General features: G+C 44.6%; 15 protein-coding genes. 11 read left to right on the top strand and 4 right to left on the bottom strand.

Translation table 11 applies throughout. From position 1 onward, the window contains the following. Positions 1-49 precede the first annotated feature (49 nt). The 8 genes from BGP76_RS10880 (at position 50) to BGP76_RS10845 (ending at position 9,278) form a co-directional block, all read left to right on the top strand. Positions 50-1,600, top strand: a complete 1,551-nt coding sequence (locus BGP76_RS10880; protein WP_084190473.1) for an arylsulfatase — start codon at positions 50-52, stop codon at positions 1,598-1,600. Positions 1,601-1,675: 75 nt separating this feature from the next. Continuing rightward, entirely contained in the window at positions 1,676-2,704 is a 1,029-nt protein-coding gene (locus tag BGP76_RS10875) for an HAD family phosphatase (protein WP_073121849.1), read from the top strand. 46 nt (positions 2,705-2,750) lie between these two features. Further along, positions 2,751-3,716: a MoxR family ATPase gene (locus BGP76_RS10870; RefSeq protein WP_119844678.1), complete on the top strand. Its 966-nt coding sequence runs from the start codon at positions 2,751-2,753 to the stop codon at positions 3,714-3,716. A 115-nt stretch (positions 3,717-3,831) separates the two neighbouring features. After that, positions 3,832-4,776, top strand: a complete 945-nt coding sequence (locus tag BGP76_RS10865) for a DUF58 domain-containing protein (protein WP_119844677.1) — start codon at positions 3,832-3,834, stop codon at positions 4,774-4,776. After that, positions 4,773-5,264, top strand: a complete 492-nt coding sequence (locus tag BGP76_RS10860) for a DUF4381 domain-containing protein (protein WP_119844676.1) — start codon at positions 4,773-4,775, stop codon at positions 5,262-5,264. Before BGP76_RS10865 ends, BGP76_RS10860 begins: the two co-directional genes overlap by 4 nt. Further along, entirely contained in the window at positions 5,254-6,261 is a 1,008-nt protein-coding gene (locus tag BGP76_RS10855; RefSeq protein WP_119844675.1) for a VWA domain-containing protein, read from the top strand. Before BGP76_RS10860 ends, BGP76_RS10855 begins: the two co-directional genes overlap by 11 nt. Then, positions 6,254-7,966 carry a VWA domain-containing protein gene (locus tag BGP76_RS10850; RefSeq protein WP_119844674.1) on the top strand — a complete coding sequence of 571 codons (1,713 nt, stop codon included), beginning with the start codon at positions 6,254-6,256 and terminating at the stop codon, positions 7,964-7,966. Before BGP76_RS10855 ends, BGP76_RS10850 begins: the two co-directional genes overlap by 8 nt. Continuing rightward, the gene (locus BGP76_RS10845) at positions 7,950-9,278 is read left to right on the top strand and encodes a BatD family protein (RefSeq protein WP_119844673.1); all 1,329 of its coding nucleotides are present in this window, start codon (positions 7,950-7,952) and stop codon (positions 9,276-9,278) included. The genes BGP76_RS10850 and BGP76_RS10845 overlap by 17 nt, the downstream gene beginning before the upstream one ends. 98 nt (positions 9,279-9,376) lie before the next feature. Here the strand turns inward: BGP76_RS10845 and BGP76_RS10840 are convergent, their stop codons facing one another. The 4 genes from BGP76_RS10840 to BGP76_RS10825 form a co-directional block, all read right to left on the bottom strand. Then, on the bottom strand, positions 9,377-9,772 hold the full coding sequence (locus tag BGP76_RS10840; RefSeq protein WP_119844672.1) for a T9SS type A sorting domain-containing protein: 396 nt from the start codon (positions 9,770-9,772) through the stop codon (positions 9,377-9,379). An 82-nt stretch (positions 9,773-9,854) separates the two neighbouring features. Next, positions 9,855-14,489 carry a BspA family leucine-rich repeat surface protein gene (locus BGP76_RS10835; RefSeq protein WP_119844671.1) on the bottom strand — a complete coding sequence of 1,545 codons (4,635 nt, stop codon included), beginning with the start codon at positions 14,487-14,489 and terminating at the stop codon, positions 9,855-9,857. A 131-nt stretch (positions 14,490-14,620) separates the two neighbouring features. Then, positions 14,621-16,675 (bottom strand): ATP-binding protein, encoded by a 2,055-nt coding sequence (locus BGP76_RS10830; protein WP_158584241.1) that lies wholly within the window; start codon positions 16,673-16,675, stop codon positions 14,621-14,623. Positions 16,676-16,732: 57 nt separating this feature from the next. After that, complete coding sequence (locus tag BGP76_RS10825; RefSeq protein ID WP_119844669.1) at positions 16,733-17,485, bottom strand: LytTR family DNA-binding domain-containing protein; 753 nt, start codon at positions 17,483-17,485, stop codon at positions 16,733-16,735. 317 nt (positions 17,486-17,802) lie between these two features. Here BGP76_RS10825 and BGP76_RS10820 point away from each other — a divergent pair, with 317 nt between their 5' ends. Genes BGP76_RS10820 through BGP76_RS10810 form a run of 3 tightly spaced genes read left to right on the top strand, consistent with a single transcriptional unit; the run spans position 17,803 to position 21,734 of the window. After that, entirely contained in the window at positions 17,803-19,173 is a 1,371-nt protein-coding gene (locus BGP76_RS10820) for a DUF1080 domain-containing protein (RefSeq protein ID WP_119844668.1), read from the top strand. A 2-nt stretch (positions 19,174-19,175) separates the two neighbouring features. Continuing rightward, a complete protein-coding gene (locus tag BGP76_RS10815) occupies positions 19,176-20,381 on the top strand; it encodes a Gfo/Idh/MocA family protein (RefSeq protein WP_221409880.1) in 1,206 nt (401 codons plus the stop codon). A gap of 24 nt (positions 20,382-20,405) precedes the next feature. Next, entirely contained in the window at positions 20,406-21,734 is a 1,329-nt protein-coding gene (locus BGP76_RS10810; RefSeq protein ID WP_119844667.1) for a Gfo/Idh/MocA family protein, read from the top strand. Positions 21,735-21,743: the final 9 nt, after the last annotated feature.

Genomic DNA, 21,743 nt, shown 5'->3' with positions numbered 1-21,743 from the left:
AAGACTATTGTAACATGTATTATTCGAATAACACTTAATCAATTTAACTATGAAAAAAAGGACTGTATTTTTTAATACTGCATTTTCTTTAGTGCTCATGTTGCCTATGTTGGCAATGGCACAAAAGAAGAAACCGAATATCCTTGTGATATGGGGAGACGATATAGGTCAATCAAATATTAGTGCCTATACGATGGGTGTAGTAGGTTATACCACACCTAATATAGATCGAATTGCCAAAGAAGGAATGATTTTTACAGACTACTATGCAGAACAGTCATGTACTGCGGGGCGTTCTTCATTTATTCTTGGCCAAAGCGTATTCCGAACAGGGTTGAGTAAAGTGGGAATGCCTGGAGCCAAAGAAGGGATTTCTGAGAAAGACCCTACAATTGCAGAATTACTTAAGCCTGCTGGATATGTGACTGGTCAGTTTGGTAAAAATCACCTAGGAGATAGAGACGAACACTTGCCAACTAACCATGGTTTTGATGAGTTCTATGGTAACCTGTATCATCTCAATGCTGAAGAAGAACCCGAATTGCCAGATTATCCAGATCCTAAGGAGTACCCTGATTTCAGGAAGAATTTTGGGCCTAGAGGGGTTATCCATTCAACTGCAGATGGAGATATCAAAGACACAGGACCTTTGACCAAAAAAAGAATGGAGACCATCGATGATGAGTCTTCTGAGGCAGCCATCAAATTTATCAGAGATGCAGTCAAGGCTGACAAACCCTTCTTTGTATGGTGGAATGGCACCAGAATGCACTTCAGAACACACGTAAAGGATGAACTAAGAGGGATTTCTGGACAGAACGAATACGGTGATGGTATGGTAGAGCATGACATGCACGTGGGTAAATTCTTAGACTTACTCGATGAACTTAAGATAACTGACAACACGATCGTGATGTACTCGACAGATAATGGACCCCATAAAAACACTTGGCCAGATGCTGGGCTCAACCCATTTAGAGGGGAGAAAAATACCAACTGGGAAGGCGGTTGGAGAGTGCCTGCTATGGTCAGATGGCCTGGAACAGTCAAGCCTGGATCTATATGTAATGAAATCATGTCAGGAATGGATTGGATGCCCACTTTCTTAGAAGCAGCTGGTCAAAAGGATGTTCCTAAAAAATTACTTAAGGGGTATTCAGCTAATGGAAGAAATTTCAAAGTGCACCTAGATGGCTATAGTTTTGTTCCTTATTTTAAGGAAAGTGTAGATAAAGGGCCGAGAAAGGAACTATTCTATTTCTCCGATGATGGTGATTTGACAGCATTAAGATATGAAGATTGGAAATTGATCTTTATGGAGCAACGTTCCCCAGGGACTTTGCAAGTTTGGGCAGAGCCATTTATTCCTCTAAGATTACCTATGATTTATAATTTAAGACGAGATCCTTACGAGTTTGCTACGATAACGTCTAACACTTATTATGATTGGTTATTGGATCATGCATTCTTGTTAGTACCAGCGCAAAAGGTAGTAGGAGACTTCCTGATGACTTTCAAAGACTACCCACCAAGGATGAAAGCAGCAAGCTTTAGTTTAGACAAGGTGATGGAGAAGTTGAATACTCCTGCGAATAACTAAAGACTGTAAGATTAACCTTATTTATTTCAGCCCGAAACACTATGTTTCGGGCTGAAATATTATCGATCCCATCCTATGAAAATATTCCGATCAAGCTTAATTCTTGTTCTTATCTTGGCAATTTTTGCTTCGTGCCAAGAACAAAAAAAAACTACCGCTTCGCCAGAAGAAAGGGTAGTCAGTGATCCGCTTCCTTCTTGGAATGACGGGATTAACAAAGACGCGATTTTAACATTCGTAAAAGCGGTGACTGACAGTACCAGTACAGATTTTGTATCTGTGGAGGATAGAATAGCAGTCTTTGACAATGATGGTACGCTGTGGAGCGAGCAGCCTGCTTACTTTCAGCTCTTTTTTGCGATTGATCGCATCAAAGCAATGGCATCCGACCATCCTGAATGGAAAAAACAACAACCCTATCAAGCTATTTTAGAAGGAGATATGAAAGCCCTTATGGCCTCTGGAGAAAAAGGACTCTTGGAACTCGTACTGGCGACACACACGGGCATGACTACAGACGAATTTGAGACGATTGTTTCTGATTGGGTAGCGACAGCCAAGCATCCCAGGTTCGACAAACCTTATAAAGAACTTGTGTTTCAGCCCATGTTAGAGCTTTTAGCTTATCTAAGAGCCAATGATTTTAAGACCTTTATAGTGTCTGGGGGAGGTATTGAATTTATGCGTCCTTGGGCAGAGGTAGTTTATGGTATTCCTAAAGATCAAATTGTAGGAAGTACCATCAAAACAAAATTCGAGATCAAAGAGGGTAAGGCACAAATCATACGATTACCCGAGCTTGATTTCATCGATGATAAAGCGGGTAAGCCTGTAGCAATTAATCGTTTTATCGGGAGAAAACCAATTTTCGCTGCTGGCAACTCGGATGGAGATTTACAAATGCTTCAGTGGACAGATTCTCGTGGAGGTAAAACCATGAAATTATACATACACCATACTGATTCGGTACGCGAATGGGCCTATGATAGATCATCACATATCGGTCAGTTCGACAAGGGGTTAGATGAGGCACTTGACAAGGGGTGGACTATAGCCAGTATGAAAGAGGACTGGAAAGTGATTTACCCGTTCGAGATGAAGTAATTGTTGTTATCCTCTATAGAAAATCGGAGGGAAAAATATATAAACTATGACTGCATTAGAATCAATAGAAGAACTGGAGAAGCGAATGTCAACCTCTATCATTGGTCAAGATCAATTGATTGAGCGTATCATTCTAGTACTACTTGCTGATGGTAATATGCTGTTAGAGGGATTGCCAGGACTGGCAAAGACTCGTGCAATTAAAACGCTTGCTAAGGAATTAGATTGTGGATTGAGCAGGATACAATTCACCCCTGACTTACTCCCTTCAGATGTGACAGGGACAGAGATTTATCAGCCAGATGCAGCGGAGAAATTCATCTTTCAAGAAGGACCTATATTTAGTAATTTGATTCTAGCAGATGAAATCAATCGCTCACCTGCCAAGGTGCAATCGGCGCTGCTAGAGGCCATGGAAGAACGTCAAGTCTCAGTGGCGGGAAAGACCTACCCCATGGAACCATTATTCATGGTGATGGCAACTCAAAATCCAGTGGAGCAGGAAGGAACATATCCTTTGCCTGAGGCACAGATGGATCGTTTTCTGATGCACGTGGTGATTAGCTACCCAGACGATGATGCCGAATTGGCCATTATGCGACTCAACCGATCAGAGCATGTCAAAAGCAGTGAGACTGAAAAGGTTCGTTTATCCCCGGAGGTGATTTTTGCTGCGCGAAAGGAAATCGCTGAAGTGAAGATTTCTGAAAGCATGGAGAAGTATATTGTGGATTTGATTTCCGCGACACGCTTTCCCGAAAAGTATAATGAGACGCTGAGGTCATGGATTGATTATGGTGCTAGTCCTCGCGGTACGATAGGACTGGATAGATCTGCTCGTGCACATGCTTGGATGCATGGACGAACCGCGGTGACGCCAGATGATATCCGTGCAGTGGTACATGACTGTCTACGCCACCGTCTGATCCTCAGCTATGAAGCCAATGCTGATGGTATCACCGCTGATCAAGTCCTAGATGAGATTTTGAAACAAGTCGCTGTGGTGGGGTGATGTATATTGACTACATATATGTTTGTCATTCCGACGATAGGAGGAATCAAGGCGACAACTGCATGTATGCTTTCACATATTAGACCTCTCCTTTCGATCAGATCAGTTTCTACAAATGACTAAACAAAACCCACATATCGACTACCCCCAAAACGTATTCATCTCGTTGCGAGAGTTGTTGACGATGGAGCGGTTTGCTCGGGTGATGAGCTTGCTGTCTAACAGGCAAAAGGTGAAAAGTGTGTTAGGAGGTAAGCATGCTTCTAAACTTCGTGGGCGTGGGTTAGATTTTGAGGAGGTTAGAAACTATGTTAAAGGAGATGACATTCGAAATATCGATTGGAAAGTAACGGCCAGAACCAAGGTTACACACACCAGGGTTTTTAGCGAGGAAAAAGAAAAACCAGCCCTCATCGTGGTGGATCAGTCTAAGTCTATGTTTTTTGGTTCACAAAAGCGTACCAAGTCTGTCGTAGCTGCTGAGTTGGCCGCTGTTTCAGCCTTTCGGGTACTGAAGCAAGGTGATCGTGTGGGAGGTGTCGTTATCGCCGACGATGGAGTAGATATCATCCAGCCCAAGCGTGACCGGAGAAATATCTTGCGCTTTCTGGAGAAAATCGTGATGAGGAATCAAGGGCTCAAGGATTCTGTGGTGGAGTCTAGAGAAGACATACTCAAAGATGCCATGGTAAAGATTCGAAACATTGTCACACATGATTATCTAGTGGTGGTGATTAGTGATTTTAATCACTATGATGCTGGTGTGGTTCGTTTTATTTCCCAGATTGCCCAGCACAACGATGTGATTTTAGCTAAAGTCACTGATCCTATGGAGCGTAAAATTCCAGAGACAAAGTTTGTCGCGGGAGATCGCAAAACACAGGTAACTGTAGATGGTAGGCGCAAGGCTTTGCGTGATCATTTTGAGACGGGGTTTGAGGAGGATTACCAACAGTTTCAGTCCCAAATGAAAAAGCACAGAATTCCAGTTTTTTCTATCAATACGGTAGACAGTATAGAGGAGCAATTGAAAGACGTTTTTGCAGGCAGGAAGAAATGATATTACAAAATCAAGATATCGCAGATAGTGTTCAAACAGCCAATGATGTGCGAGATGTTGCCCTGCAAGGATTGTACGAGCCACCGCCAATACCATTTGCTTTTGAGACTGTGGGTTGGAGTATTTTGGCAGTGCTCATAGTGATGATGTTACTGATTTTGATCTTTTTTCAAATCCGTAAGTATGTGCGGAATCGCTACCGTCGAGAGGCTATAAAGGAAATGGAGGCACTGCAAGAAGCTCCTTTGTTATCAAGCTTTTTGATTATCAAACGAGTAGCCATACAGGTGTTTGGTCGTGAGGAAGTGGCAACACTACATGGTCGTGAATGGTTGGAGTTTTTAGAAAAGAGTGCCAAAGGAGTAGAGTTACTTCGCTACGAAGAGGGGATTTATGACGTGCTATATGCGGATCAATCTATGACAGACGCTACACAACAAGATATTATGTCCAACGTGAAAAAATGGATACGGACACATGCCAGATAATTTCCATATCGCATTTCCGTGGGCACTGGCTGCACTTCCTTTGCCGCTGTTGGTGTACTGGATACTGCCATCGCTTCATATGCGCAGTGCCGCGTTATTGTTGCCTACTTATCACAAAGCAGTAGAATATACAGGGCAAAAGCCACGGAAGTCTGCTTTTGTTAAGCGTAGAGGTTTTTTTAGTTGGCTGATCTTGATGATGATTTGGTGTCTGTTGGTTGCAGCGATGGTCAACCCTCAGTTGGTCGGTCAGCCAGAGATGAAAATCAAAACTTCGCGTAGTTTTCTCATTGTTGCAGATATTTCTTTTAGTATGGCTAAGGATGACTGGAAGATAGAGGGGAAGAAAGCTCGTCGATGGGATGCCGTGAAGGACGTGATGCATGATTTTATAAAGAAGAGAAAAGGAGACCGTATGGGCTTGGTTTTTTTTGGGACGAATGCTTATATACAGGCACCCTTTACACCAGATTTGGAGACGGTAGATCAAATGCTAGAAGAAGCCGATGTAGGGATGGCAGGGCAGATGACGCATGTCGGTAAGGCGATCAATAAAGGACTCGAGATGTTCGAGAATGATACGATCAAAAGTAAAGTAATGCTTTTGCTGACAGATGGTATAGATGCAGGAGATGGTGTATTACCATTGGATGCTGCGGATATGGCACGCAAGGATTCGGTGATGATTTACACACTGGGGATTGGCACGCCGGGTCATGGAGGTTCGGATCTAGACGAGCGGACGCTTCAGCAAATTGCAGAGATGACAGGGGGACATTATTTCCTTGCTAAGGACGAAGAACGACTCAAAGAAATATACACAGAGCTGGATAAGTTAGAACCTATGGAGTACGAAGAGGCGCAAAACAAGCCGATCACTAGGCTTTACCCTTATCCGCTAGGCATAGCACTGGTGATAGTTTTGTTATCGACTTTGATAGCTGTATTGGTGAGTGCGATTAAAGTATTTAGAGACCGAAAGGAGACTTATGTTTGACGGATTATTTCCTATCGATTGGGAAGCATTTCACTTCCTCAGACCCATCTTTTTGTGGTTACTAGTGCCTGTAGGGGTGATACTACTTATCGGACTGATTAGCTTTGCGCAGGAGGTCCGGTGGAAAACCGTCATCGCTCCACATCTGAGGCCTTATGTGATCCAAAGAGGGAATCAAAGAACGAAAGTTTGGATGAGTTTGGCTTTGCTATTGATGCTTAGCCTGGGCGTAGTGGCATTGGCAGGGCCTGCTTGGAAGAAAATTAAACTACCTGGGCGCATATTAGAGACGCCTATGGTGATTCTACTCGATTTGTCACAGAGTATGATGGGTGATGATCTACAACCAAACCGCCTCGAAAGAGCTAAGTTTAAGATCCAGGATTTACTCACCAAGAATCCAAGAGCACGTGTGGCTTTGGTGGGGTTCGCGGGTACTGCACACACGATTGTGCCCTTGTCATGGGATTATAAAATCATCAACAGTCACGTCAAAGGACTCAAGCCGTCCGTGATGCCGTTTTTAGGCTCTGATATAGGTGCTGCTTTGGCATTGGCTGATACGATCATGTCAGTGACGGATGCGCCAGGAACAGTGGTGATTTTGTCGGATGACTTTGAAGAGGCTCAGTTTAGTCTCTTCAAGGATTTTACAGAAAGGACAAATAACAAAGTAGAAATTCTAGTGATGAATACGCTAGGAGGGAGTACGATTCCTAATCGATGGGGACGAGGAACGATGAAGGACAAGGAAGGGCATCCAGCTTTTTCATCACTCAATCAACCCGCTCTGAATATGCTCGGCTCTCTGGAAGGGGTAACGGTCAATGCCCTGACGCTAGATGACAGTGACGTGGAGGTGATCAGTAAAAAGATCGCCGCACACCTGAAGTTTACCGAGCAGCCCAAGGAGAAAAAAGATGACTGGAGAGATGCAGGCCTGTTGTTAGTATTTCCGATGGCACTGTTGTCTTTGCTTTGGTTTCGAAAAGGCTGGGTGATCTATGCGGTATTATTGCTTTGTTTCTCCTCCTGTGGAGAGGTGGAGTCTTTCGAGGATTTGTGGTTTTCGAAAGACTATCAAGGGCAGAAGCTCAGTGATGAACAGGCCTATGAATTAGCAGGTGATCGATATACTGAACCCATGCACAAAGGAGTTGCTTTCTATAAAGCGGGTGATTTTGATCAAGCAGTCAAGGCGTTTAATCAAGATACAACTGCCAATGGTGCTTACAATTTGGGCTTGGCTTATTTCCAAAATGGAGACACCATAGCGGCATTGATGGCTTTTAATAAAGCAGTGGAGTTAGATCCAGATTTAGCGTCTGCTCGAAATAATCAGCAGCTAATTAGCCACTTGGTAGGCGTAGATCACATGAGCGTAGGCACTGCTACTGAAGAGGTCAATAAACCCAATGCTAAAAACGAGCGCAACAAAAGTATGGAAGACCTGAGTGGAGGTGGTCAGGAGGCAACCAAAAAAGACATGGAGAAAAAGCGTCTAGAAGAAAATGTAGCCAGTGATGTTCACAAAGGCAAAGAACTAGATGCACCACCTAAGGATATTGAAATGCAGAAGCCGAATAAGACGAAGATCGTTATGCAAAAAGTGGATGACGACCCATCCATGTTTCTCCAGAGAAAGTTTGAGTATCAAGTAAAAAAAGATAAACTAAAACCGAAGGGAAATGAGACCAAGTGGTAAAGGCAATATCGTAGGGGTGTTGTTGCTGTGCATGATCAGCACCACAGGGCTACATGCGCAAAAACTATGGAGTCAGGTGCAGCTCAACCGCTCGTCGGTGTATGTAGGAGAGCCTGTGGAAGTGAGTATTACAGTTTACACTTCCACGTGGTTTACTGATGGGTTAGATCTCGGTAATATCCAAGTAGATGGTGCTTATACCGTTTATTTCAGACCTGTGAGTGTTTCAATGTATGATGCGGGGACGACCTATCCGGGTATTCAGCTGATCTATCATGTCTTTCCCTATGAGGAACAGGATATTGTATTTCCTTCTTTGACGCTGGAGGTAGAAACACCTAAGGAGGGTGATTATATAGGGGTGAGACGGAGACTAAAAACAAAAGAAAGAATTATTAAAGTGCGACCGGTTCCTCCAGGGTTTGATAAGGCGGACTGGATGGTGGCTACAGGGATGTATGTGTCTGATCATTGGTCAGGGAAGTTAAATGAGGTGAAGGTCGGGGAGGTGTTCGAACGTAAAATTACTCGAACTGTATATGGAACGGTGGCAGAGTTGATTCCGCCTGTAGGCTGGGATAGTACGGCTAAGGTCAGTATGTACCCTGATCGTACGGTGACGCACAATAATAGAGGAAAGACGAGTATTAGCTCGTCCCGAACAGAGCGTATGCGATACCTGTTCGAGAAGGAGGGGACGGTCACCATACCTGAGATGGTCTATACTTATTTTAATCCCTATAAGAAACGGCTGTTCAAGCGGACACTCAAAGCAGTAAAGATCGAGGTACAGCCTAACCCTGATCTGGGTGTGCTCAAAAGTGTGCGAGACAGCTTGCTGGTTCAGCAGCAGAAAGAAGTAGCCGCTGAGGAAGAAGAACAGCCTTGGATGATTTTGGGCATGACACCAGAGCAATTTGCAGTTGTAGTACTGTTTTTAGGAGTGATAGCTTACTTTTTTATCAAGCTCCTAGTGAAAATCTATAGGTCTTTGAAACACAAGCGAGCGATTTATCTTCAGTCAGAAGCATATTATTTTGATCAGGTGAAAAAAAGCATCAGGAGAGGTAGTCGTCAAAGCGTGATGCAGGCGCTTTATCGCTGGATAGATGAGTTGGAGTTAAGAGAGCCTAGCGTTGGTGCTTTTGTAAAGCAGTATGGAACGCTTTCCTTACATAAAGAATGGGAGACTTGGCAGAATGAAAAGACGCCAAAAAGTAGGTTGACATTCAAGTTGTGGCAAGAAGCGCGCGACCGCAGAAATAAGTCATATCAAGTCGAGAAACCAACTGCTATTTCTATCAATCCATAGTTTAGGAGAATACTAGAAGGAGTTGTTTTTTAGGAGAAACAAAGTAAAAAAGGCAGACCCCAATGGAGTCTGCCTTTTTTACTTTGTTGTTGTGTTATTTATTGTTTGATCAATCGACGAACCAGTCGATCATTAGAAGTTTGGATTTCGATGATGTAGACTCCTTGTGGTAATTCACTTATATCATATTTGTTTTGTGATGTAGTGAAATACTTCAAAATATGACCGCTAACATCTAGAACTGTCAACTCTCTAATGTTTTTCTCAGATATGCTAAAGCTAGTAGTTACGGGGTTAGGGTAAACCACTAACTCTATCTTCTCATCTGTCACCGCCAAAGTATTACATTCAGTAACCACGACTTCTTGTGTCTGAGTATGACTGTTACCTGATTCATCAGTAAATGTCCAAGTCACAGTTGTGGAAGCCGTGATCGGGAAAGTCACATCAGTGGTAGCGTTGATAGCACCTGAGCAATTGTCAGTAGCTGTCAATTGTCAGTAGCTGTAGGTACCGTCAAGTCAGTTTCCGTTACAGTACACTGGGCATTGACAGCAGTCAAAGTAGCCGCATCAGCTACAGGGGCTGTAGTGTCGACGATGTTGACGTTTTGCGTCTGCGTAGTTGTGTTTCCACTTCCATCAGTAAATGTCCAAGTGATGGTAGTTGTCTCCGTGATCGGGAAAGCGCCGTGAGAGTGGTCACGTCTGCTACGGGTGCGGTGGTGTCAGAGATGACTACTTCCTGCGTCTGCGTAGCTGTGTTGCCACTTCCATCAGTAAATGTCCAAGTGATGGTAGTTGTCTCCGTGATCGGGAAAGTCGCATCGGTGGTTGCGTTGATAGCACCTGAGCAATTGTCAGTAGCTGTCGGTACCGTCAAGTTCCAAGTGATGGTAGTTGTCTCCGTGATCGGGAAAGTCGCATCGGTGGTTGCGTTGATAGCACCTGAGCAATTGTCAGTAGCTGTCGGTACAGTCAAGTCAGTTTCCGCTACAGCACACTGCGCATTGACAGCAGTCAAAGTAGCTGCATCAGCTACTGGGGCTGTCACGTCTGCGAAAACGACCTCTTGCGTTTGCGTACTTGTATTGCCGTTGGCATCACTGTATACCCAAGTCACTGTTGTTGTACTTGTAATCGGGAAGGTCGTTTCAGTAGTGGCAGTGATCACACCGGTACAGTTGTCTGTAGCAGTAGGAGCAGTCAATGTTTCTACTTCACCACACTCGATATTTACAACGGCAAGTGTCATTACATCAGCAACGGGAGACTCACTATCGGTGATGGTCACTTGTTGGGTTTGCGTCGAGCTGTTGCCTTCACTGTCCGTGAATGTCCATGTGATCTCAGTACTTGCATAGACAGGGAATGTGGTGTCTGAGACACCCGTGATGGTTTCATCGTTCTCGGCATCATAGGCAGTCGGCAGTACAGTCGGCATATCTACGCTACAAGCACCTACTAAGTCGTCCAACTCTTCGGCGACCGTAGGGGGACAGTTTTGCTCATCGCCATCGAAGCTCCATACATAGCCAATGCCTAGTGTCGCTCTTGGGTTTCCGTCACAATAGTACAACCCCTCAACACCTAGACTGATATTCGACGGGATGAGTGTTTCTCCTGCCTCGGTATCCAGTGTCGACCAACCAGCTAGGGTGAGATCATAATTTTGGACGGAAAGTCCAGAATAATCAAGCATTTCTTCCATGTTTAGAACCGAGCTGATGTCCCAATGGCCCAAACTTTGATCGAAGGAAGAAGCTCGGTAAAACATGCTTTCCATGTTTTCCACCTGACTCACATCCCAGTTGCTCAGATCTCCATTGAAAGAAGACGCGTAATAAAACATGTCGCTCATGTCAGTGACGTTGGACAAGTTAGGCGCATCTGTAGCGTTGTATACCATGTTTTCGGTGTACCTAAATGCAGACTCCATGGTTTCCCATTCGATATCCCCCCATTGTTCGATACTCATCAAGAATTCTCCTCCGGGTCCATTTGAGGCACTTAAGCCAGGAAATTGGCCGTAGATAGATACCGTGTAGATGCCTGCAGTGGCATAGCTATGTATAGGGAAGGAGTTTTTGGTGTAGAGAGTATTGTCTACTGTGCCATCGCCCCAATCTACAATAAAGTTAAAAGGAGAATCTGTATTCGTATTGATTGGAATAAAAACAAAATTACTAAACCCGAAATCATCGATGGTTTGCCAGGTCGTGACGAATGGTCGTCCGACAAATACATATTGCTCCTGCGTCGCGGTACTACCGTCCGTTGCGGTATAATTCCAGACGATAGTCTGTGGTTCGGTGATTGGGAATATGGTCTCTGTTGTTGCGGTGATAGCTTCTCCATCGCAAGTCGTAGCAGTCGGTGCGTCTATTGTCTCTATAGACTCTTTACTGATTACACTAGCCAAGTTGTTGGTGTTGGGTACTATTCCGTTTTCGGCTTCACCGTCCCCGTCAATAGTCCAAGAGTATGTATCTATGAGGATATTTCTGTCCGTATCGTCACAATAGCGCAGCCCTTCTGCTCCTAAATAGATGTCAGTAGGCACACTTGTCTCTCCGTTGTCCGTATCCAGTGTAGACCAACCTGCCAAGGTCTGCTTATAGTTTTGTGCAGACAATCCTGTACCACTCAACATTTCTTCCATGTCCTCGATACTGCTGATGTCCCAATTCCCAAGGTTTTGATTGAAGGATGAGGCGCCATAGAACATATCGTCCATGTATTCGATTTGACTCACATCCCAGTTGCTCAAATCAGCATTGAAAGAAGTTAAGCCATAAAACATACCCGAAAGGTCCGTGACATATGAAAGATCAGGTGTGTCAGTGGCATTGTAGACCATCTTTGTGGCTCCTTCAAACATGTAGGTCAGATCATCCCATTGGATATCTCCCCATTGATCTATGCTCACCAATTTGTCAGGAGAGTAGCTGTCGTAGGCATAAAAATATGGAAACTGCCCATACACAGAAACCGTATAGGTCCCAGCAGTCGCGTAGCTGTGCACCGCATCGACATCTTCAGAGTATATTGTTTCGTCTACAGTGCCATCTCCCCAGTCTACCACGAAGTTAAAACCCTCGTCGTATCCAGGGATATATACTACATTGTTCTGCCCTTCCAAATTATCAATTGTTTCCCATGTGGTGACAAAAGGCCTTCCTGCAAAAACATATTGCTCTTGGGTCGTGGTGTTGCCTCCAGTAGCGGTGTAAGTCCAAGTGATGGTCTGTGGAGAAGTGATTGGTAAGACTGCATCTGTGGTCGCAGTGATGATCTCTCCATCACAAGCAGTCGCCGTAGGCGCTACTAAGCTCTCAAGGCTGCTTTTGCCTATGACTGTAGATAAAAATTTGGCATCTGGCACGATACCTCCGTCGGCCTCTTGATCACCTGAAATATTCCAAGAGTAGTTGTTGTTTAGCGTAGAGCGGCTTGTGGCATCACAGTAGATCAGTCCATAGGGTGATGGATACTGATTCGTTGGAATCTTCGTTTCTCCTCCCTCAGTATCCAATGTTGCCCAGCCAGCCAGTGTCTGGTCATAGTGAGGAGTAGAAAACCCAGAGTAGCTGAGCATGCTTGACATTTGCGTCACTGAACTGATATCCCAGTTGGCTAGGCTCTGATCAAATGAAGACGCTCTGTAAAACATGTACGACATGTTGGTCACGTGGCTGACGTCCCATGCACTAAGATCACTGTTGAAAGATTTGGCGTAGTAGAACATGTGACGCATCTCAGTCACATGACTCACATCCCATGCACTGAGATCTCCTGTAAAGCCCGTAGCATTGTTGAACATACCGTACATGTCTGTTACCTGTGTGAGGTTAGGTACGTCTGTCGCATTACAAACCATGTTTGATAGGTTGGCAAATGCACTATTCATTGATTTCCACTCGATATCTCCCCATTGTTCGATAGTCATGAACTTGGATCTGTCAAATGCGGAACTTGATGAGATAGCTGGAAAATCACCATATACCGCAATGGTATAAGTTCCCTCAGAGGCATATTCGTGAATTGCCTGGTTAGCTTTCGTGTAGATGGTATTGTCTGTACTGCCATCGCCCCAGTCTACCTTATAGCTATAATTATAAATCAATCCGCTGTTGATTGGAATTCTAATGAAATTTTGGGCATCTATGAAATTGGCTGTTTCCCATGTGGTAACGAAGGGTCTACCTACCCAAATTTCTTGTTCTTGGGTTCTACTAGCTCCGCTTGTCGACGTATATGTCCATGTGATGGTCTGTGCTTCACTGATTGGAAATGTTGCATCTGTCGTAGCAGTGATTGCCTCTCCATCACATGTCTCTGCGGTGGGAGGGGCTAAACTTGTGATAGGCTCTTGACTGATGATGTATTCTAAACTTGCATTGTGCAGTATAATCCCTTGTTCTACAGGCGCGTCCCCGTTGAGGGTCCAACCATAAGTGTCTGCTAGCAAGGTCCTAGAAGAATTGTCACAGTAGCGGAGTCCTTGAGCACCAAATGTAACGCCTGTGGGTATACTGGTTTCATCTGTGTCTAGTGTGGACCACCCTGCTAGTGTCTGCTCGTAGTTGTCAACAGAGAGATTTGTGCCATAGAGCATTTGGCTCATGTTGGTCACATGACTAATGTCCCAAGCACCCAGATCCGCATCTAGTGATGAAGCTCCCTGAAACATCCCAGACATGTCCGTCACAGCAGACAAGTTCGGTGCGTCAGTGGCATTGATCTGCAAATTGGTAGTATTTGCGAATGCGTAGCTCATCGTCCGCCAAGGGATATCTCCCCATTGTTCGATACTGAGCAAGTTAGAACTGCTACCATTGGGCATGAGTATGGCGTCAAAAAAACCACTGATTTGTACTTCGTAAATCCCTGGTTCGGCATAGGTATGATTGGCGTCATTTGCTACGTGTGTATCGACAGAGCCATCACCCCAGTCCACGGTGTAATCCAAATTGTATGTGTTGGAATTCCACGGAATTTTGATGGATTGATTAGAACTTGTCGTCTCCCAAGTCGTGATGAAAGGGCGATCCTGCGCCTGAGCCAATCCTGCAATAAGCATGAGCAGCACGGCGATTAGCACTGTCTTGGTGTTGAGAGATAGGATAAAGCGCCACCTTGTGACGGCAGATGACTCGGCAAGAACTGCACTGAGTCGGTGGAATAGGGAAGTAAAAAATTGTATAATCATCGATTCACGGTTTTATTATCAACCGTGAATTTCTTCAATCCAAAAACCTTACTTTGATGACTTGTACATGAGTTGCTCAAATCCCTTCATGAGTAGTTCAAATTGCTACACGAAATCGATGACTGAGCTTCTTATTGTTCGTGCAAGATGCTCGTTTTCACCAGTTCTAAGGAGAAACTGACAGTGGTACCTTCATGGATCGTCACGTTGAGTTGACTGCCATGTATTTCTACAAATTTTCGACAGAGTATCAGTCCGAGTCCTGTGCCTTTTTCTCCGTCGGTACCAGTTGCGCTGGCGTTTAGACTTTCTTCCATGATTCGGCTTTTTGCCTCTTCGCTCATCCCGATTCCTGTATCACGGACATGGACAATCAACTGATCCGACTGTGACTCAATAGCAATTGTCACTTGGCCATGACGTGGGGTGAATTTGATAGCATTGCTCAGTAAATTACGCAGTACGGTGCCTATCATATTGATGTCTGCACGTACCCAGACACCTTCCTCTTCATAGATAGAGTCGACGATCAATTCTACCTCTTTGGCTCGTGCACTGGGGGCAAATATCGTCACCGCATCATCTATCAGGAGTTGGAGGTTGATCTCCTGCGGTTGGTAAGGCAAAGTGCCAAGCTGGTTCAAGGTCCATTTGAGGAGGTTATCCAATAGGTGATTGACTTTGTCTGCAGATTTGTCTACTTGTTCTATCAGTTGGTTTACCTTTTGAGTGTCGCCCTTTTTCATTTGGTAGTGGAGCATGCGTCCAATCCCCTGAAAGGACGTCAGAGGTCCTCGGATATCGTGAGCGATCAGTGCAAAGAACTTGTCCTTCATCTTGTTGCTTTCCATCAGCGCGTCTTGAGAGGCATTCAGTTTTTTGTTGATATCAGTGATAATTAGGTTTCGCTTGTCCAGTGCTCGTTTGGATCTTCGGGTCTGGATGAACCCAAAGATGAATCCTCCACAAGCGAGTAAGGCTACTCCTGCCAAGATAGTCAAGCGCATTTTTTCCATCCGACCCTGTTCCAGGTCCAAAGTAGCCAATTGGTTTTGCTGTTGGAGGGTTAAGATTTCATTCTCTTTCTTTTCTGCTTCGTACTGTTCTTGTAGTGCCAGTTTATTTCGTTGGACTTCCTCACCTGACAGGCTATCTCCTAATGTTTTGAACTGCTTGTAAGCAGCGAGTGCTAGATCATATTGTCCAAAGGATTTATACGCTTCTGACTCAATCTCATAGACCATCACCATGGTATGCCATGCGTCGTATTTTTCGACGATTTGTTTGGCTCGATCCAAGTGATACATCGCCAGATCTCTGTTCTGAAGTTGGGCATACGCAGAAGCAAGGTTGGCATGAGACTCGATAGATATCACCTCATCATTGCGCTCTTCTTCCATCGCCAATCCTTTCTTCTGATAGTCAATGGCTTTTTGTAAGAGGTTCTGCTCTAGATAGACAGAGGCCATGTTGCCATAGCTATAGGCTTCTAGGTCGTTCCATCCATTTGGTTTTGACAACTTGATGGTCTTCTCGTAATAATACAACGCACTGTCATAATTTGGCCCCCCGGAGTAGGCGTTGCCCAGACCCAAATACGACAAAGCTTCGCCGCGTAGGTCTCCAGTATCCTGGTGATAAGCCAAGCTCTTTCGGTGGTAATCGATGGATTTTTCATTGTCTCCCATCTCGTGCAAGGTAGAGGCAAGGTTGGCCAAAGTACTGGCGTAAAGTCCGCCGTGTAACTTTGGGTCTATTAAGCGTAAGGCTTGATAAAACAGAGCGATGGATTCATCAAATCGACCAAACTGACTCAGTGCAAATGCCTTTAGTTCTAACCCCTCCGCTGTGAGCATCTTGTGATCGATTCCCTCACTCAATCGAATTCCTTCATCTATTAGGGTAATTGCTTCAGAAGCACTTTTTCCCGTAATAATGGGAGCAGCTACATCATAATAGAAATCTATCAAGATAGAGTCCGAATCAATTGACGCAGACAACGAGTCAAAATATGAAGCCCAGTCTAACGTACTAGATTTGGCATACATCTGATTGATCAAGGAGTCCAACAATATTTCATTATCTGCCTGCTGCGCTTCTATCATTTGTCGCAGGATAGGTGATTGGGCATAGGATGTCCCGACGAGAGTCAGGCATAGTGCTAAAAGGTAATTTCTAATTTGCATGAACTGGTTCAATCTTAAAATCATTCTCAATATTATCGCCCCTCTTTGAACAGGTAATTAGTGTAGCATTTGTAATCTTTTAAACAAAACGGTCTTGTAGCTGCGACCAAAAGGGATCTCCCTGCCTTCAATACCGATCATTAGATCAGCTTCTTCTATACTATTAATTCGGTCTATGCTGACGATGTAGGCTCGATGTACCCTCAAAAACAGCTTAGGGTCGAGCTGTTGTTCCAGTGCCTTTAGCGACATGCGCAAATGATATTGGTGTGTAGTAGTGATGATTTGACAATAGCGTTCATCTGTTAATTCTATCCAGAGTATATCTTTGACCTGTACTTTCTCAAGTTTACTTCCTCTTTTGAGGAAAAAACTGTTTTGAACGAGTACGTCAGTATTCCACTCCGAGTGCTGAGCGTGAGAGGTTGTGTCCTGTCGACTAAATTTGTGGATGGCGAGTTCTATCGCAGCTTGTAGGTTGCCTCGCTCGACGGGTTTGATAAGATAGGCATAGGGATTTGTCTCCATGGCTTTGCCCAAAGTTTCTTTGTCATCAAATGAGGTTACAAAGAGAAAAGGAGTAGGGCGAATGCGTTGTATTTTTTGAGCAATACTGATGCCGCTGTCTGTGTTTTTGAGTGAAATATCTAAAACAATCACATCGGGTTTCATGATTTGAATGCTGCGAAGTAAATCCTTCTCATTGTCGTGAACCCCGACACAGTTGTACTCCATTTCATCGAGTAGCATTTCCATTTTAGTCGCATGAGTCGTGTCATCCTCAGCAACGAGTATCTTTAATTTGGCCATAATTACTTCTGTAATAGTAGGTTGTGGTTGGCTGTTTAGTATAAGGATACGATGGAACGTGAATTTAGCATAAATTCGCTATTACAGATTAAATACTTCATGTATGATTAAAATAATTCTAGAGAAAGAATGACTTGATCGAAATATACAATAGGGATTGTCATACAGACGATAAAAGATTAACAGTATGAGTTTTATACTCAGGAATAACCTCTAATGCGTAGTATTATTTAGCTCTCTTGTATATTTTTGAAATACGTGTGTACGTTAACACAACTTGTCGAATGACAAGAAACTGAAAGCAAACGAAGATAAGCATGATTAGGAAAGTAGGATTAGCACTATGCTTAGCATTAAGTGTAGGGACAGTGAGTGCACAATGGGTGGACTTGTTCAACGGCAAAGATCTAAAAGGATGGACTCAATTAGGAGGAAAGGCGACGTATGAAGTCATTGATAACGAAATAGTTGGTACAGCCGTGCCAGACACACCCAATAGTTTTTTGACTACCAAAAAGAAATACGGTGACTTCATTCTAGAACTGGAAGTTTTTATTAATTCTGGTCTCAACTCAGGAATACAAATAAGATCAAATACCGACAAGGGCTACAGAGATGGAGTAGTTCATGGATATCAAGTGGAAATCGACCCATCGAGTCGTGGTTGGTCTGGCGGTATATACGATGAGCAGAGACGGGGATGGATCTATCCATTGAGTCGAAACGAAAAAGCAGCTTCAGCGCTCAACAAAGCAGGTTGGAACAAAATTCATATAGAAGCAATCGGCTCTGAGATCAATACATGGGTTAATGGTGTGCAATGTGCCAGACTCGTTGACGATATGACCGCTGAGGGATTTATTGGGTTGCAGGTGCATAGCATCTGGGAAGATCATCTCAAAGGTGCTCAGATCAAATGGAGGAATATCAAGATACTGACGAGTGGGTTTGAAAATGAGGAGTGGGACAGAGCCCCTGCCGTTCCTGAGTTGAGTTACTTGAAAAATCAACTGACTGACTGGGAGCAGCGCAACGGATTTAGATTGCTGTGGGACGGAACGACGAATGCTGGATGGAGAGGTGCAAAATTGGATGAGTTTCCAGTCTCTGGTTGGAATATGGCCGATGGAGTATTGACAGTACAAAAGACAGATGGAGGAGAATCTACGGGTCCAGGTGATATAGTGACCGTCAATAAATTTGCCAATTTCGAGTTGGAATTGGAGTTTAAAATCACAGAAGGAGCCAATAGCGGCATCAAATACTACGTTGATCCCAGTCTCAACAAAGGAGCAGGCAGTGCCATTGGTTGTGAGTTTCAAATCCTAGATGATGAAAAGCACCCTGATGCCAAAAAGGGTGTCAACGGCAACCGTACCGTTGGATCGTTATACGATTTGATCACCGCAGACAACCTATCCGTGAAAGACCGTGGTAAGCAGTTCAAAGGTATAGATCAATGGAATAAAGCCAGAATAGTAGCTAAAGATGGCAAAGTAGAGCACTGGCTCAACAACGAAAAAGTAGTAACGTATGACCGTCATTCGCAGCTATTTAAAGCACTGGTGGCCTATAGCAAATATGCGAAGTGGGAGAATTTTGGTCAGTGGCCTGAGGGCTGTATTTTGCTCCAAGATCATGGAGATGAGGTCAGCTACCGTAGCATTAAAATCAGAGAACTGAACTAAGTATGAGGGACAAGATTGATAGAAGAAAATTTGTAAAGGCTGGAGCTGTGACTGCTGGTGGTATGTTGTTGGGTGCCAACTATGCCACGGGGATGTTTGGGCGAAAGCCTGATGAGGTCGGTGTGGGAGTGATTGGTACGGGAGACCGTGGTACTGGGATCATCCATCTCATCGGTGAGCTAGAGGGAGTGAAAGTCACAGCATGTAGCGATTTGATTCCCTTTAGGTTGGAGGCTGCATGCCAGAAGGCGCAGGTCAAGAAAAGCTACGAAGATTACCGAGAACTACTAGAGGACAAATCTGTAGATGCGGTCGTGATCACCACGCCATTTAGTACGCACGGGGAGATTGCTATCGCAGCATTAGCAGCAGGCAAGCATGTCTACTGTGAGAAAACCATGGTCAAAGGCGTATCGGAGACGCAGGCTGTGATTGATGCGGCCAAAAGAACGGGCTTGGTCTTTCAGACCGGCCATCAGTACCACAGTAGTCCGCTTTATAACCGTGCACGAGAAATCATCCAGTCAGGCTATATTGGAGAGGTGACTGCCTATGAATGTCAGTGGAACAGAAACGGAGACTGGCGTAGACCTGTGCCAGATCTCAAATGGGAGCGACTGATCAACTGGCGCATGTATCGAGAATTTTCTGGAGGTTTGCCAGCGGAGCTCATGTCACATCAGATTGATTTCGTCAACTGGGTTAGCGAGAGCCATCCAGACAAAATCACGGGATTTGGTGGGATTGATCACTGGAAGGATGGTCGTGAGACCTTTGACAATGCGCACGTACTGTTTAGGTATCCATCGGGATTAAATGCGTCCTTCACGTGCACGACGACCAACGGATACGAAGACTATCGGATCAAAGTACTTGGCTCTGAGGCAACTTTGATTCTTGATTATACAGCTGGTAAGATATACCATGAAAAAAGAGGAGGGAAAGCAACAGGAGTCGTGGATGGCGTATCAGGTGCTACGATTCAGGCATGGCAAGAGGGAAAAGGTGCTCCGATAGATGCGCCAGGCAATGACCCGACGATAGATGCGCTACGCCAGTTTCATAAATCCATCGTTGATGGAGATGCCGTGATCTCAGATATTCAAACAGGAGCTACTACGGCTAAATGTGTGCAAATCGTATTGGACGCATTGCACGAGGGTGGTGTCAGGCAGTGGTCTGACTATCCCGAACTCAACTTTAAATAGAAACACGACCTAAAGTGCAGGATTATGTCAACAAGAAGAAATTTTATAAAGAAGTCAGCCATTGCTGGAGCAGGAGCTTCATTTGTACTGTCAGGCACTGGAGCTTGGGCTTTCTCTCCTAACGAAACGATCAATGTAGCCATTTTGGGCACAGGAGGGCGGTCTTATGCCTTGATGCAAGCCATCAGTTTTTGTGATAATATCAACTTAGCCATGTTATGTGATGTGGATCAGGTTCGTTTGGATCAATCCAAAAGTCATGCAAAGGAGAAATATGGATTCAAAGTGAAAACAGAGACAGATTTTAGAAAGGTTCTAGAGAAAAAGCAGATAGATGCCGTGCTCATCGCGACACCAGAACATTGGCATGCGCCTATGGCCATCATGGCGATGCAGGCGGGCAAGCATGTGTATGTGGAAAAGCCCTGTAGCCACAACCTTCATGAAAATGAACTGCTCAATGCAGCGTACAAAAAGTATAACAAAGTCTGTCAGATGGGGAATCAGCAGCGTTCGGCACTGACTTCCATACAGGGGATAAAGGATATCCGCGACGGAAAAATAGGGGATGTATATGATGCCAAGGCTTGGTATGCTAATACGCGAGGATCGATAGGGATCGGCAAACCGACTCCTGTGCCAGAGACGTTGGACTGGGATCTATGGCAAGGGCCAGCGCCGAGAGAAACCTATAGAGACAATGTGCATCCCTACAACTGGCACTGGTTTAGAAGCTGGGGTACTGGCGAAATCCATAACAATGGGACACATGAGATAGATATCTGTAGATGGGCACTAGGTGTGGATATGCCCAATAGGGTCGTGTCGACGGGTGGTCGGTTGCATTTCAAAAGCGACGACTGGCAGTACTATGATACCCAGTTGGTGAGTTACGAATTTGACGGAGGCAAAACGCTCAACTGGGAAGGACGAAGCTGCAATGGCATGAGTTTGTACAATCGAGGTAGAGGAGCGATTATTCATGGTACCGAAGGATCGATACTGCTCGATCGTGAGGGATATCAATTGTTCGATTTAAAGGGGAAGGAAATAAGTTACCAAGCAGAAAAAAGCGTAGGTACCTCAAGCTCGACGCAGGATACTACGGGGTTTGACTGGCTAACAGTTAGACACATGCAGAACTTTGTGAATGCAATTCGTAGTGGGGAGCAATTACGCTCTCCGATTGATGATGGAAGTATTTCGACACATCTATGTCACTTGGGTAATATGGCGCAGCAGCTCGAAACGAGTCTTGACGTAGACCCAGAGACAGGTAGAGTGATAGATAACGCTGATGCGGATGCGCTCTGGAAGCGCACGTATGAGCCAGAGTGGGAGCCTAAGGTGTAAGTATTGTAA

Origin of the sequence: Reichenbachiella sp. MSK19-1 (genome assembly GCF_003590315.1) — a bacterium.
GTDB classification, from domain to species: domain Bacteria; phylum Bacteroidota; class Bacteroidia; order Cytophagales; family Cyclobacteriaceae; genus Reichenbachiella; species Reichenbachiella agariperforans.
The sequence above is the reverse complement of the archived record's forward strand: the minus strand, read 5'-3'. Positions and strand labels throughout refer to the sequence as shown.

Bases quoted from the DNA above. Each gene is read 5' to 3' on its own strand.
- BGP76_RS10880 (WP_084190473.1), top strand. From the start codon at position 50: ATGAAAAAAAGGACTGTATTTTTTAATACTGCATTTTCTTTAGTGCTC.
- BGP76_RS10845 (WP_119844673.1), top strand. From the start codon at position 7,950: ATGAGACCAAGTGGTAAAGGCAATATCGTAGGGGTGTTGTTGCTGTGC.
- BGP76_RS10815 (WP_221409880.1), top strand. From the start codon at position 19,176: ATGAGGGACAAGATTGATAGAAGAAAATTTGTAAAGGCTGGAGCTGTG.
- BGP76_RS10860 (WP_119844676.1), top strand. From the start codon at position 4,773: ATGATATTACAAAATCAAGATATCGCAGATAGTGTTCAAACAGCCAAT.
- BGP76_RS10850 (WP_119844674.1), top strand. From the start codon at position 6,254: ATGTTTGACGGATTATTTCCTATCGATTGGGAAGCATTTCACTTCCTC.
- BGP76_RS10810 (WP_119844667.1), top strand. From the start codon at position 20,406: ATGTCAACAAGAAGAAATTTTATAAAGAAGTCAGCCATTGCTGGAGCA.
- BGP76_RS10835 (WP_119844671.1), bottom strand. From the start codon at position 14,489: ATGATTATACAATTTTTTACTTCCCTATTCCACCGACTCAGTGCAGTT.
- BGP76_RS10855 (WP_119844675.1), top strand. From the start codon at position 5,254: ATGCCAGATAATTTCCATATCGCATTTCCGTGGGCACTGGCTGCACTT.
- BGP76_RS10820 (WP_119844668.1), top strand. From the start codon at position 17,803: ATGATTAGGAAAGTAGGATTAGCACTATGCTTAGCATTAAGTGTAGGG.
- BGP76_RS10870 (WP_119844678.1), top strand. From the start codon at position 2,751: ATGACTGCATTAGAATCAATAGAAGAACTGGAGAAGCGAATGTCAACC.
- BGP76_RS10830 (WP_158584241.1), bottom strand. From the start codon at position 16,675: ATGCAAATTAGAAATTACCTTTTAGCACTATGCCTGACTCTCGTCGGG.
- BGP76_RS10875 (WP_073121849.1), top strand. From the start codon at position 1,676: ATGAAAATATTCCGATCAAGCTTAATTCTTGTTCTTATCTTGGCAATT.
- BGP76_RS10825 (WP_119844669.1), bottom strand. From the start codon at position 17,485: ATGGCCAAATTAAAGATACTCGTTGCTGAGGATGACACGACTCATGCG.
- BGP76_RS10865 (WP_119844677.1), top strand. From the start codon at position 3,832: ATGACTAAACAAAACCCACATATCGACTACCCCCAAAACGTATTCATC.